The organism is Streptomyces endocoffeicus (assembly GCF_016741935.1).
GTDB lineage: Bacteria > Actinomycetota > Actinomycetes > Streptomycetales > Streptomycetaceae > Streptomyces > Streptomyces endocoffeicus.
Genome location: NZ_JAERRG010000001.1, coordinates 742,425 through 757,305, shown reverse-complemented (window position 1 = coordinate 757,305; position 14,881 = coordinate 742,425). Strand labels below are relative to the sequence as shown.

General features: G+C 72.9%; 2 protein-coding genes (1 of these 2 running past the window's edge). Both read left to right on the top strand.

Going from position 1 to position 14,881, the window contains the following annotated elements:
- Positions 1 to 7,673: the final stretch of a non-ribosomal peptide synthetase gene (locus JK364_RS03270; RefSeq protein ID WP_201847284.1), read on the top strand. It extends 12,838 nt beyond the left edge of the window; 7,673 of the gene's 20,511 nt are visible here — the last part of the coding sequence; its start codon lies off the left edge, out of view; the stop codon is at positions 7,671 to 7,673.
- Positions 7,673 to 14,881, top strand: a complete 7,209-nt coding sequence (locus tag JK364_RS03265; RefSeq protein ID WP_201847282.1) for a non-ribosomal peptide synthetase — start codon at positions 7,673 to 7,675, stop codon at positions 14,879 to 14,881. Before JK364_RS03270 ends, JK364_RS03265 begins: the two co-directional genes overlap by 1 nt.

Genomic DNA, 14,881 nt, shown 5'->3' with positions numbered 1-14,881 from the left:
AAACGGACCGGGTGAGTCTCGAAGGGCAGTTGCGTAAGGCCGCCCGCCGTGGCTTCGACCTGTCCGCCGACGCGGCGGAACTGCCAGTCCGCGCAACGCTGTTCGCCCTCGACGGCGGCGCGGAACACGTTCTCCTGCTGGTTCTGCACCACATCGTGAGCGACGCGTGGTCCCGCGCACCGCTGGCACGCGATCTGACGGCCGCGTATGCCGCGCGGGTCACCACCGGCGAGGCTCCCGCACTCGAACCGCTGCCGGTGCAGTACGCCGACTACAGCATCTGGCAGCGCGACGTCCTGGGCGAGGAGTCCGATCCGGAGAGTGAGATCGCACGGCAACTCACCTACTGGACCGGCGCGTTGGCGGACCTGCCGGATCAGCTGGAGTTGCCGTACGACCGGCCGCGGCCGTCCGTCGCCTCCTACCGGGGCGACCGCATTCCCTTCGAGATTCCGGCCGACCTCTACGACAAGGTGGCCGCGCTCGCACGGGACACGCAGTCGAGCCCGTTCATGGTGGTCCAGGCGGGGCTCGCGGCGTTGTTGACCCGGCTCGGCGGGGGGACGGACATCCCCATCGGCACACCGATCGCGGGCCGCACCGACACCGCGCTCGACGACCTGGTCGGCGTCTTCATCAACACGCTGGTGCTGCGCGCCGACACGTCGGGGCGTCCCACGGCCCGCGCGCTCATCGAGCGTGTGCGCACCCGGAACCTGGCCGCCTACGCCCATCAGGACCTGCCCTTCGAGCGGCTGGTCGAGGTGCTCAATCCGGAGCGTTCGCTGGCCCGCCATCCGCTCTTCCAGGTGCTTCTGGCGTTCAACAACACCGACACGGCGGCCACCGAGCAGGCCGTGGCCGGGATCCCCGATCTCACCGTGTCGCCGATGGCGGCCGACACCGGAGTGGGCAAGTTCGACCTGTCCTTCGCCTTCACCGAACAGCCGCATGGCGCGGGGGGACTGCCCGGAGTGCTGGAGTACAGCACCGACCTGTTCGATCGGAGCACCGTCGAAGCCCTCGGCCGGCGGTATCTGCGGGTGCTGCGGGGCATGGTCGACGCCCCGGACGCGCCGCTCGACCGTGTCGAGCTGCTGGACGAGGCCGAGGCGCGGTCGGTGTTGTGGGACTGGAATGACACGGCGGGTGAGGTGCCGGGTCGTTCGGTGGTGGAGTTGTTCGGGGAGCGGGTGGCGCGGACACCGGACGCGGTGGCGGTGGTGGCTGGTGGGGTGTCGCTGTCGTATCGCGAGCTGGACGTTCGGGCCGATCGTCTCGCGCGGCTGCTGGCCGACCGTGGGGTGCGGCCCGAGGCGTTCGTGGCGGTGGCGTTGCCGAGGTCGGTGGATCTGGTGGTCGCGTTGCTGGCGGTGTGGAAGGCCGGGGCGGCGTACCTGCCGCTGGACACGGAGTATCCGGCCGACCGGCTCGCCTACATGCTCCAGGACGCAGCACCTCAACTCATCCTGACCACTGGTGAGTTGGAGTCCGTGCTGCCGGATGTGGACTTCCCACGGGTGCTGCTGGACGCGCCCGAGACCGCCGAGGAGCTTTCCCGGATGGAGGGGGAGCGGCGGTTCGTTCCCCCTGCGCCGTCCCACGCGGCGTATGTGATCTACACATCGGGGTCGACGGGTCGGCCGAAGGGGGTGGTCGTTCCGCAGGGGCCGTTGGCGAACTTTGTGGTGGCGATGGCGGAGCGGTTCCAGCTCACCGGGGCGGACCGGTTGCTGGCCGTGACCACCGTCGGGTTCGACATCGCGGGCCTTGAGCTGTTCGTGCCGTTGTTGAGTGGTGCGGCGGTGGTGGTGGCGGAGCGGGATGCGGTACGGGATCCGGTGGCGCTGTGCGCGCTCGTGACCAATGAGCGGATCTCGGTGATGCAGGCGACGCCCAGCCTGTGGCGGGCGGTGCTGGCCGAGGACGCCTCCGTGCTCACAGGAGTGCGGGTCCTCGTCGGTGGTGAGGCTCTGCCCGCCGATCTGGCGGTGGCGTTGGCTGAGCGGGCCGGGTCGGTGACGAACATGTACGGCCCGACGGAGACCACGATCTGGTCGACAGCCTGGTCGGTCACCCCGGATACCGCGCGTGCGCCCCGTATCGGGCGGCCGATCGCCAATACCCAGGTGTATGTGCTGGACGACGGCCTGCGGCCGGTCCCGGCCGGTGTTCCCGGTGAGCTGTATATCGCGGGTGAGGGTGTGGTCCGTGGCTATCACGGACGCTCGGGGCTGACCGCTGAACGCTTCGTGGCCGATCCGTTCGACCGCACCGGCGGTGGGCGGATGTATCGCACCGGTGACCTGGTGCGATGGACGGCCGTGGGCGAGCTGGAGTACCTCTCCCGGGTCGATGACCAGGTCAAGCTGCGGGGCTTCCGTATCGAGCTGGGTGAGATCGAGGCCGTGCTGGCCGGGCATGAGCAGGTGGCGCAGGCCGCCGTTCTGGTGCGTGAGGATCGGCCCGGGGACAAGCGTCTTGTGGCCTATGTCATTCCATCCGTGGCGGGTGGACCGGAGTCCCTGGCCCTGCGTGAGCATGTGGCCGCGCAACTCCCCGGGTACATGGTGCCCTCCGCCTTCACGACCCTGGATGCCTTCCCGCTCACCGCGAACGGGAAGCTGAATCGGCGGGCGCTGCCCGCGCCCGACTATGGCCCCGACACCGCCACCGGCCGGGCGCCGCGCTCACCGCGCGAGGAGATCCTGTGCGGTCTGTTCGCCGAGGTACTGGGCCTGGAGTCGGTCACTATCGATGACGACTTCTTCCATCTCGGCGGCCACTCCCTCCTCGCGACCAAACTGGTCAGCCGCATCCGTACCGTCCTGGACGCCGAACTCGCCGTACGCCGCGTCTTCGAGGCACCCACCGTCGCCGAACTCGCCACGGCACTCGACGAGTCCGCCGCCGTACGGGGCCGGGTGGTGAGCGCGAAGCGGCCCGCCCGGGTGCCGCTGTCGCACGCCCAGCAGCGTCTGTGGTTCCTCCAGCACCTGGAGGGGCCGAGCGATGCCTACAACATGGTGGTCTCCCTCGACCTGACCGGCGCGCTGGACGAGGAGGCGCTGCGCCAGGCCCTGAACGACGTGGTCGTGCGCCACGAGAGCCTGCGCACGGTGTTCGCCGACGACGCGGGCGGCGGCGCCTATCAGGTCGTCCTCGCACCCGATCAGGCACCGGTTCCGCTGAGCGTGGCGGAGGTGGCCGACGAGGGGTCCGTGGACCGATTGATGCGCGACGCCGCCGCGTACGCCTTCGATCTCTCCGCCGAGATACCGATCCGTGCCTCGCTGTTCCGGCTGCCCGCCGCCGCCGGAGGCTCCGGCGGTGCGGAAACCGACCGTTCGGCCCTGCTCCTGCTGACGCATCACATCGCGAGCGACGCCTGGTCGCGCGGCATCCTGGTCCGCGACCTCACGGCGGCGTACGCGGCCCGCGTGACGTCCGGCCGCGCCCCCGCCTGGGAGCCGTTGCCGGTGCAGTACGCGGATTACAGCCTCTGGCAGCGTGACCTCCTCGGCGACGAGTCCGACTCGGGCAGCGAGATCGCGCGCCAGCTCGACCACTGGACCCGGGCGTTGGAAGGGCTCCCGGAGGAGCTGGCCCTCCCCTTCGACCGGCCACGGCCGGCCGCCGCCTCCTACCGGGGCGACCGGGTCGGGTTCGAGCTGCCGCCGGGCCTGTACGAGCGGCTGACGCGGATCGCCGGTGAGCAACGCGCGAGTCTGTACATGGTCCTTCAGGCGGCCCTGGCGACCCTGCTGACCCGGCTCGGGGCGGGCAGCGACATCCCCATCGGCACACCGGTCGCGGGCCGTACCGACGACGCGCTGGACGACCTCGTCGGGTTCTTCGTCAACACGCTGGTGCTGCGCACCGACACCTCCGGCAACCCCACCTTCACCGAACTGGTCGAACGTGTCCGGGCGCGGGACCTGGAGGCGTACGCGCACCAGGACCTGCCCTTCGAGCGGCTGGTCGAGGTGGTCAACCCGGAGCGTTCGCTGGCCCGGCACCCGCTCTTCCAGACCGTCCTCAACCTGAACAACGCCGCTCGGCCGCTCACCGCGCGGACGGGGCTCACCGTCACCGGACGACCGCTCGGGGCGCCCTCGGCGAAGTTCGACCTCGCCTTCGAGATCACCGAGATCACCGAGACCACCGGGGCGGCCGGGGCGGCCGGGGCCACCGGGGCCGGGCTGGGCTGCGCGCTGGACTTCAGCACGGACCTGTTCGACCGGGCCACCGCGCAGCGCATCGCCGACCGCTTCGTCCGCCTGCTGGAGCAGGTGGCGGCCGACCCGGCCGTCCGGATACAGGACCTCCGGATCCTCGACCCGGCCGAGTGGCGCGAGCTGACCGCGCCGCCACGGCACCCCGCCGCCTCCGGCGACACGATCTCCGGCGACACGATCGTGTCCAGGTTCGAGCGGCAGGTGGCCGCCACTCCGGACGCGATCGCGGTGACATACGAGACCACGTCCCTCACCTACTCCGAAGTGAACGCGCGGGCGAACCGGCTGGCCCATCTGCTGCGCGAGCGGGGAGCGGGCCCACGGCGGTATGTGGGCCTGAGCATGCCCCGCACCGAGGAGCTGGTCGTCGCGGTCCTCGGCGTACTGAAGTCGGGTGCGGCATACGTGCCCATCGACCCGGCCTACCCGGCCGACCGCATCGCGTACATGATCGACGACGCGCGGCCGATCCTCACCGTGACGCCCGATGTGCTCGCCGAGTCGGAGCGGTACCACGCCGCCGACCCGGATGTGGCACTCTCGCCCCTGGACACCGCGTATGTCATCTACACGTCGGGATCCACCGGGCGGCCCAAGGGGGTCGAGGTGCCGCACGGCAACGCGATACGCCTGATGGACTCGACCGGTCACTGGTTCGACTTCGGCCCCGACGACGTATGGACGCTGTTCCACTCCTACGCCTTCGACTTCTCCGTCTGGGAACTGTGGGGACCGCTGCTGCACGGCGGACGGCTGGTCGTCGTCTCCCACGAGACCAGCCGGACCCCGGACCGGTTCCTGAAGCTCCTGGTGGACGAGCGCGTCACCGTGCTGAACCAGACCCCGTCGGCCTTCTACCAGCTCATGGCGGCCGACCGGGACAACTCCGAGGACGCCGCGCGGCTCCGCCTGCGCCATGTCGTCTTCGGCGGCGAGGCGCTCGAGCCGGGCCGGCTGGCCGACTGGTACTCCCGGCACCCTGATGACGCCCCGTCCCTGGTGAACATGTACGGCATCACGGAGACCACCGTGCACGTCACACATGTCGCGCTCGACGAAGCCGTCGTCGCCGCCTCGTCCGGCTCGGTGATCGGCGAACCGATCCCGGATCTCGCCGTGTACGTGCTGGACGAGCGGCTCCGGCCGGTCCCCACGGGTGTCGTCGGGGAGCTGTACGTCGTCGGAGCCGGTCTGGCCCGCGGCTATCTCGGCCGGCCCGGCCTCACCGCCGAGCGCTTCGTGGCCGACCCGTTCGGCGAGGGCCGCATGTACCGCACCGGGGACACCGGACGCCGACTGGCCGACGGGCGCCTGGAGTACCACGGCCGCGTCGACGACCAGGTCAAGCTGCGCGGCTTCCGCATCGAGCTCGGCGAGATCGAGGCGGCGGTCGAGGCGCACGCCTCGGTGGCCCAGGCCGCGGTGATCCTGCGCGAGGACCGGCCCGGCGACAAACGCCTCGTGGCCTATGCCGTGCCGACCGCCCGCGCCGAGTCCACCCCCGGGTCCGACGCGCTGCGCGCCCATCTCGCCACCGCCCTGCCCGAGCACATGGTGCCGTCGGCCGTGGTCGTCCTGGACGCGCTCCCGCTCACCCTGAACGGGAAGCTCGACCGGCGCGCCCTGCCCGCGCCCGTGTACGGCGGGAAGCCGGAGGCGGACCGGCGGGGCCCGCGCACCGAGCGGGAGAAGACCCTGTGCGCGCTGTTCGCCGACGTGCTGGGGCTGGACGGGGTCGGCATCGACGACGGCTTCTTCGATCTCGGCGGCGACAGCATCATGTCCATCCAACTCGTCAGCCGCGCCCGGCGGGCCGGACTCGAACTCGCGGTGCGCGACGTCTTCGAGCACCGCACGGTCGCCGCGCTCGCCGACATCGCCACGGAGACCGTCCGGGTGGCCGCGGAGGAGCCGGGGGCGGACGTCGGAGACGTACCACTGACGCCGATCGTGCGCTGGTTCCTCGAACGAGGCGGCCCGGCCGACCAGTTCAACCAGTCGCGGCTCATCCAGGTGCCCGCGGCCCTCCGCCATGAGCATCTGCGGTCCGCGGTGCAGTCGGTGCTCGACCACCACGGCGCCCTGCGGGCCCGGCTCACCGCCGCCGACGAACGGCGGCTGGAGGTACGCCGACCGGGCACGGTCGACGCCGCGTCCCTGGTCCGCCGCGTGGCCGCCGCCGGACTCGAGGAGCCGGCCCAGCGGGATCTCGTACGGCGGGAGACCGAAGCCGCACGGGAGCGTCTGGACCTGGACGCGGGACGACTCGTCCAGGTGGTCTGGTTCGACCGCGGCGCGGACACTCCGGGCCTGTTGCTCCTCCTCGTCCACCACCTGGTGGTCGACGGGGTGTCCTGGCGCGTCCTCGTACCCGACCTGGCCGAGGCGTACCGGGCCGTGAGCGCCGGGCGACAGCCGGAACTCCAGCCCGTGGGCACCTCGCTGCGCCGCTGGGCGCAGCGCCTGACGGAGGCGGCGGCACGGCCCGCGCGGGCGGCGGAGGCCGCCTGGTGGCAGGAGGTGCTGCGGCCGGGGGACCCGCTGCTGGGCCGACGGGCACTGGACCCGGCCCGGGACAGGTACGGGAGCGCGGCGCATCTGACGGTCACGCTGCCGGTCGCGGTCACCGAGAATCTGCTCACCCGCGTGCCCTCGGTGTTCACCGCCGAGATCAACGACGTGCTGCTGACGGCGTTCGCTCTGGCGTGGGCCCGCTGGCGCGGCGGCCGGGGCGCCTGGGGCGCGGGCGGGCCGCCCGCCGGGGTGCTCCTCGACCTGGAGGGCCACGGGCGTGAGGAGGACCTCGTGGGCGCCGTGGACCTGTCCCGCACCGTGGGCTGGTTCACCAGCCTCTACCCCGTACGGATCGACCCGGGCGGCGTCGACCTCGCCGACGCGTTCGCGGGGGGCCCGGCCGCGGGGGAGGCCGTCAAGCGGATCAAGGAGCAGCTGCGGGCCGTGCCCGACAAGGGCATCGGCTACGGCCTGGTCCGGTATCTCAACGCGAGCACCGCACCGGGGTTCACCCGCCTGCCCGAGCCGCGGGTGGCCTTCAACTACCTGGGACGCTTCACGGTCGCGGACGCCGAGGAGGCGGGCAGCGCCACGGTCCCGGACTGGACCGTGCTCACCAGCGCCGCCGGCATCGGCGGCACCGACCCCCGGGTTCCGCTCGCCCACCCCCTGGAGCTCAACGCCCGTACCGACGACGGACCGCGCGGACCCGAACTGGCCGCCACCTGGACCTGGGCGGAGGGCATCCTCGACCGGACCGAGGTCGGCGCGCTGGCGGACCTGTGGTTCCAGGCCCTCACGGCCCTCACCGAGCACGCGGAACGCCCCGACGCGGGCGGGCTCACCGTCTCGGACGTTTCCCTGAGCCTGCTGAGCCAGGACGAGATCGAATTGCTGGAAGACGACTGGAGGACCATGTGATGGCGACGCAGTCCGGACTGCAGGACATCCTGCCGCTGGCCCCGCTGCAGGAGGGCTTGCTCTTCCACAGCGTCTACGACGAGGCGGCGCCGGACGTCTATGTCGTGCAGGACACCATGGACCTGGAGGGCGACCTCGACCCGGAGGCGCTGCGCAGCGCGTGCCGCACTCTGCTGCGGCGCCACGCCAATCTGCGCGCGGGCTTCCGCTACGCGGGCCTGCGGCGGCCCGTCCAGTTCATTCCGCACGAGGTGACCCTGCCCTGGGAGGAAATCGACCTCGCCGCGCTGTCCGAGGACGAGCGCGCCGCGGCGGCGGACCGGGTGCTGGAGGCGGACCGGCGGCGCCGTTTCGACCTCAACAAGCCGCCGTTGATGCGGTTCACCCTGCTGCGGCTCGGCGACGGCCGGCACCGCTTCATCCTGACCAACCACCACATCCTGCTGGACGGATGGTCGCGCCCGATGGTGCTGCGCGAACTGCTCGCGCTGTACGCGTCCCGGGGCGACGACAGCGGGCTGCCACGGGTCCGGCCCTTCCGGGACTATCTGCGCTGGCTCGCCGACCAGGACCGGGACGCCGCGGTGGCCGCGTGGCGCGAGGCGCTGGCCGGACTCGACGGCCCCACCCTGGTCGCGCCCCGGGCCGGCGACCGGCCCGCGGTCGTGCCGGGACGCCTGGACGCCCAGCTCGAACCCGCCGCCTACGAGGCGCTCGCGGCCCTCGCCCGGGAGCGTGCGCTGACCCTCAACTCGCTGGTGCAGGGCGCCTGGGCGGTCGTCCTCGGCGGGCTGACCGGCCGCGACGACGTGGCGTTCGGCGCCACCGTCTCCGGGCGGCCGCCCGAACTCGCCGGGGTCGAGACGATGGTGGGCCTGTTCATCAACACCCTGCCCGTCCGGATACGGCTGCGCCCCGCCGAGCCGCTGGTGGACATGGTGCGCCGGGTCCAGGACGAGCAGACCCGGCTCCAGGCCCACCAGCAGATCGACCTCGCCGAGGTGCGGCGGCTCGCCGGAGCCGGTGAACTCTTCGACACCACGATGGTGTTCGAGAACTACCCCGTGGACCTCGCGGCCGGGAACGACAAGCCGGGCGGGGCGCGCGGCCTGACCGTCGTCGGTGCCCGCAACCGCGACGCCGCCCACTATCCGCTGGCGCTCGTCGCGGTCGGCCGCGGCGGCCTGCTGCGGCTGCGCCTGGACCACCAGCCCGACCTGGTCACCGAGGCGTCGGCCCGCGCCGTCCTGGACCGCGTGGTCCGCGTCCTCACCGCGGTCGCCACCGACCCGCTGCGGCCCGTTGGCCGACTCGAGCTGCTCTCCCGGGACGAACACCGGGCCGTGTCCGGGTTCGGCCGCGGCGCGGACACCGACATCCCGGACCTCAGCCTGCCGGAGGCGTTCCGGGCCCAGGCCGCCCGCACCCCGCACGCCATCGCCGTCCGCACCGGCGCCGACGCGCTCGACTACGCCGCGCTCGACGCCCGCTCCGAGGCGCTGGCGCACCGCCTGACCCGGCTCGGAGTGGCTTCGGAGACCCCGGTGGCGCTGCTCATGGAGCGCTCGGCGAACGTCGTCGTGTCCGCGCTGGGAGTCTGCAAGGCGGGCGGCGCGTACGTCCCGCTGCGCCAGCGCGACCCGGCCGACCGGCTGCGTCTGCTCACCGGCCTCGCCGGTGTCTCCCTGGTGCTGACCGACCGGGCGAACGCCGACCGCGCCGCGGACCTGGGACTTCCGTCGGTCGTCGTGGACGACGACGCCCCGGAACCCGGTCCCGCGCCCAGGGAGCCGCTGCCGCGCGTCCACGCCGACCAGATCGCCTACATCTGCCACACATCCGGCTCCACCGGAACCCCCAAGGGCGTCGCCGCCACCCACCGCCATGTGCTCGAACTCGCCCATGACCGCTCGTTCACCGGCGGTGCCCACACCCGGGTCCTGATCCACTCGCCGCACGCCTTCGACGCCTCCACCTACGAGATGTGGGTGCCACTGCTGACCGGCGGCACCGCCGTCGTCGCCCCGCCCGGCGACCTCGACGCCGACCTGCTCGGCAAGCTGCTCGTCGAGCACGAGATCACCGGGCTGTTCCTGACCACCGGTCTCTTCCAGCTCGTCGCCGACGAGGCGCCCGAACACTTCGCGGGCCTCCACGAGGTGTGGACCGGGGGAGAGGCGGTCCCCGCCGCGTCCGTCCGCCGGGTGATGCGCGCCTGCCCCGACACGACCGTCGTCGACGTGTACGGGCCCACCGAGACGACCACGTTCGCGGTGCGCCACCGGCTTCCCCGGGGGCAGGAGGTCCCCGCCTCCGTCCCCATCGGCGGCCCCCTGGACAACACCCGGCTGATGGTCCTGGACACGGGGCTGCGCCCGGTGCCGCCCGGCACGGCGGGCGAGCTGCACATCGCCGGAGCGGGCCTGGCACGCGGCTACTGGCGGCGCCCCGGGATCACCGCGGAACGCTTTGTCGCCGACCCCTACGGCCCGCCCGGCGCCCGCATGTACCGCACCGGCGACCTGGTGCGCTGGAGCCCCGAGGGCGCCCTCGAATATCTCGGGCGCGCGGACGAACAGGTGAAGCTGCGCGGCTTCCGCATCGAGCTCGGTGAGATCGAGGCGCGGCTGGGCGGCCACCCCGACGTCGCCCAGACCGTCGTCACCGTGCAGGAGCCGCGCCCCGGCGACAGACGCCTGGTGGCCCACCTCGTCGCCGAACGCGGCACCACCCCGTCCCCGGAGGACCTGCGGGCGCACCTCGCCGCCGAACTCCCCGACTACATGGTGCCCGCCGCGTTCGTCGTCCTCGACGCGCTGCCGCTGACCGCCAACGGCAAAGTGGACCGCAGGGCCCTGCCCGTGCCCGACACCGGTCCGGCCGCCGCCACCGGGGCACGCCGTGCCCCGCGCGGCCCCCAGGAGGAGATCCTGTGCGGCCTCTTCGCGGAGGTCCTCGGGCTGCCGACGGTCGGCATCGACGACGACTTCTTCGACGCCGGCGGACACTCACTGCTCGCCACCCGGCTCGCCGGGCGCATCCGCTCGGTGTTCGGTGCCGAGCTGGCGGTGCGGCAGCTGTTCGACACGCCGACCGTGGCCGGGATCGCCCGCGCCCTCGACACGGCCGGATCGGCCCGGCCGGCGCTGCTGCCCGCCGAACCGCGCCCCGGGCGCGTCCCGGCCTCCTTCGCCCAGCGCCGGCTGTGGTTCCTGCACCGCTTCGAGGGCCCCTCCCCGACGTACAACATCCCCTTCGCGCTGCGGCTCACCGGCGATCTGGACCGCGCGGCGCTGCGGGACGCGCTCATGGACGTCGCGGAGCGCCACGAGTCGCTGCGCACGGTCTTCGCCGAGGACGCCGAAGGCCCGTACCAGGTCGTGCTGCACGGCCCGGAGGCACGGCCCGCGCTGACCGTCGTCCCCGATGTGCCGCCGGACCGCCTGGAGCGGGAGATCGCCGCCGCCGTGGGGTACGGCTTCGAGCTGACCGAGGAACTCCCCCTGCGGGTGTGGCTGTTCGAGACCGGTGAGCGGGAACATGTGCTGCTGCTCCTGGTCCACCACATCGCGGGCGACGGCTGGTCGGTGCCGCTGCTCGCCCGCGACATCGTCTCCGCCTACGCCGCACGGCGCGACGGCGCCGCCCCCGCCTGGCGGCCGCTGCCCGTGAGCTACGCCGACTACAGCCTGTGGCAGCACGAGGTGCTCGGCTCCGAGGACGACGGGGACAGCCTGATCTCGCGTCAGCTCGCCTACTGGAAGCAGACCCTGGCCGGGCTGCCGGACGAGCTCGCGCTGCCCGCCGACCGGCCGCGCCCCGCCACCTCCGCCCATCGCGGCGAACGCATCCCCTACCAGGTGCCCGGACCGCTGTACGAGCGGATCCGCTCCCTGGCGCGCGCCACCAAGGCCAGCCCCTTCATGGTGGTCCAGGCCGCGGTCGCCGCGCTGCTCACCCGGCTCGGGGCGGGCACCGACATCCCGCTGGGCACCCCGGTGGCCGGTCGCACCGACGACGCCCTGGACGATCTCGTCGGATTCTTCGTCAACACGCTGGTGCTGCGCACCGACACCTCCGGCAACCCCACCTTCCGGGAGCTGATCGCCCGCGTCCGGGACACGGACCTGGCGGCGTACTCCCATCAGGACCTGCCGTTCGAGCGGCTTGTGGAGGCGCTCAACCCCAAGCGCTCACAGTCCCGGCACCCGGTGTTCCAGACCATGCTCACCTTCAACAACACCGAGCGGCGGCAGACACCGGCGGACGCGGCGGCCCCCGAGGGCGGCGTGGGGGCGCCGGGCCTCACGGTCGAGCAACTGGACTCGGACACGGGGACGGCCAAATTCGATCTGCTGCTGTCCTTCGCCGAGCGGCACGCCCCCGACGGCAGTGCGGACGGGCTGAACGCGGGTCTGGAATTCAGCACCGATCTCTTCGAGCGCGACACGGCAGAGCGGATCGTCGCGCGGCTCCTGCGGCTGCTGACGGCCATGACCGCGAACCCGCAGGCGCACCTCGGGGAGGTGCAACTCCTCGACGAGGGCGAACGGGCCATGGTGCTGACCGGCGGGCACGGCGCGGTCCGCGCCGCGCCGGACGCCTCGCTGTCCGAGAGGTTCGAGACGGCCGTCGCCCGCAGCCCGCACGGCGTGGCCGTGGAAACCGCGGCCGGCGCGGTCGGCTACCCGGAGCTGAACGCGCGCGCCAACCGCCTCGCCCGGCTGCTCATCGACCGCGGGGTGGGCCCCGAGGACCTCGTCGCGGTCGCCATGCCCCGGTCGGCCGGCCTGGTCACCGCCCTCATGGCGGTTCTCAAGGCCGGCGCCGGGTATCTGCCCGTCGACCCCGAGTACCCGGCCGGGCGCATCGCGTTCATGCTCGAGGACGCCCGCCCCGCCCTCGTGCTGACCACCAGCGAACTGGCCGGGGCACTTCCGGAAGCGCTCGCCGGCCGTACGCTCGCGATCGACGACCGGCAGGCCGCCGAAGCGCTCGCCGCGTACCCCGCGACCGATGTCACCGACGACGAACGCGCCGGGCCGCTCGACCCCGCGCACCCGGCGTACGTCATCTACACCTCGGGTTCGACCGGGCGCCCCAAGGGCGTGCTGATGCCCGCGGGCGCCCTCGCCAACCTTCTGGACTGGCACCAGGCGCAGCTGCCGGGCGGGCCGGGCACCCGGGTGGCCCAGTTCACCGCGGTCAGCTTCGACGTCTCCGTCCAGGAGATCCTCTCCGCCCTGCTGCACGGCAAGACCCTCGTGGTCTGCCCCGAGGACGTCCGCCGGGACCCGGCCCGCCTGGCGCGGTGGCTGCACGACACGGGCGTCCAGGAGCTGTACGCGCCCAACCTGGTCATCGACGCCGTGTGCGAGGCCGCCACCGCCCAGGGGCTCGAACTGCCGCGCCTCACCGACCTGGTACAGGCCGGTGAGGCGCTCACCCCGCACGGCGCCATCCGCACGTTCTGCGCCGACCGCCCCGGACGGCGGCTGCACAACCACTACGGCCCCGCCGAGACCCATGTGGCGACGGCCTGCCCGCTCCCGGCGGACCCCGACGCCTGGACGCCCGGCCCCGCCCCCATCGGGCGGCCCGTCGACAACACCGCCGTGCGGCTGCTCGACCCCTGGCTGAACCCGGTGCCGCCGGGCGTCCCCGGAGAGCTGTACATCACCGGAACCGCTCTGGCCCGCGGCTACATCGCCCGCGCCGACCGCACCGCGGAGCGGTTCGTCGCCGATCCCTACGGCCCGCCGGGCGCCCGGATGTACCGCACCGGCGACCTGGCCCGCCTCACCCGCGCCGGACAACTCATGTATCTGGGGCGCACCGACACCCAGGTCAAGGTCCGCGGGTTCCGCATCGAACCGGGTGAGATCGAGGCGGTCCTCACCGCCGCCCCGGAGGTGGCGCGGGCGGCCGTGGTCGTACGGGAGGACCGGCCGGGGGACCGGCGCCTGGTCGGTTACGTGGTCGGGGCGCACGGCGCGGAGCCCGAGGCGCGCCGGTTGCGCGAGCACACCGCCCGGCACCTGCCCGACCACATGGTCCCCGCCGCGTTCGTCACCCTGGGCGCGCTGCCCCTGACGCCCAACGGCAAGCTCGACCGGGCCGCGCTGCCGGCGCCGGAGTACCGGACCGGTACCGCGCCGGGCGTGCCGAGGACCCCCGAGGAGCGCGCCCTGTGCGCCCTGTTCTCCGAGGTCCTGGGCGTGGCGGAGGTCGGAGCCGACGACGAGTTCTTCGACCTCGGCGGCCACTCCTTCCTCGCCGCCCGGCTGGTCGGCCGGATCCGCGACGAGATGGGCGGCGACCTGCCCGTGCGCGCGGTCTTCGACGCACCCTCACCGGCCGCGCTCGCCCGCCTGCTGACGGGCGAGGCGGCTGTGGAGGGCGACTCGACGGGGACACTGCTGCCCCTGCGAGCCCGCGGCTCGGCCCCTCCGCTGTTCTTCCTGCACCCGGGAGGCGGCTTCAGCTGGTGCTACTCGGGACTGGTCCGCCACCTCGGCCCCGAGGTACCGGTCTACGGCGTCCAGGCCCGCGGCCTCGACGGCGCCGGACCGCTCCCGGCGTCCATGGACGAGATGGTCGAGGACTACCTCGCCCGGATCCGCTCCGTGCAGCCGCATGGCCCCTACCGGCTCGCCGGCTGGTCCTTCGGCGGGCTGACCGCGCAGGCGCTGGCCGTCCGGATACGAGCGGAGGGCGAGGAGGTCGGGATGCTCGCGGTGCTCGACTCCTATCCGCCGGGGGAGCACAGCGACCACTCGGAGCCGGTGGAGCACGAGGTCGTCGCGAACAATCTGCGGGCCATGGGGTTCACCTTCGACATGGCCGAGCTCATAGCAGACCAGGAGCGGGTTCTGGTGCGCTTCCGGGAGTTCCTGCAAGCGGGAAATCACCCCATGGCGCACCTCGACCACCTCGAGGCCCAGGACGTGCTGGCCCTCAAGGACGTCTACGTGAACAATGTCCGGATCATGCGGTCCTACGTGCCCCAGTTCTTCGACGGGGACATGCTTTTCGTGTCCGCGGAACGGAAACCCACTGACCGGGAAACCCTACTGAATGTCAACTTGTGGCAACCCCTGATAGGCGGGTCGATCGAGATCTGCCCCATAGACTCCAACCACGGAGATCTGATGACCGACGCCCGTCACGCGGCCCGTATCGGACGTTTTCTCGCCGACCGGCTGTGA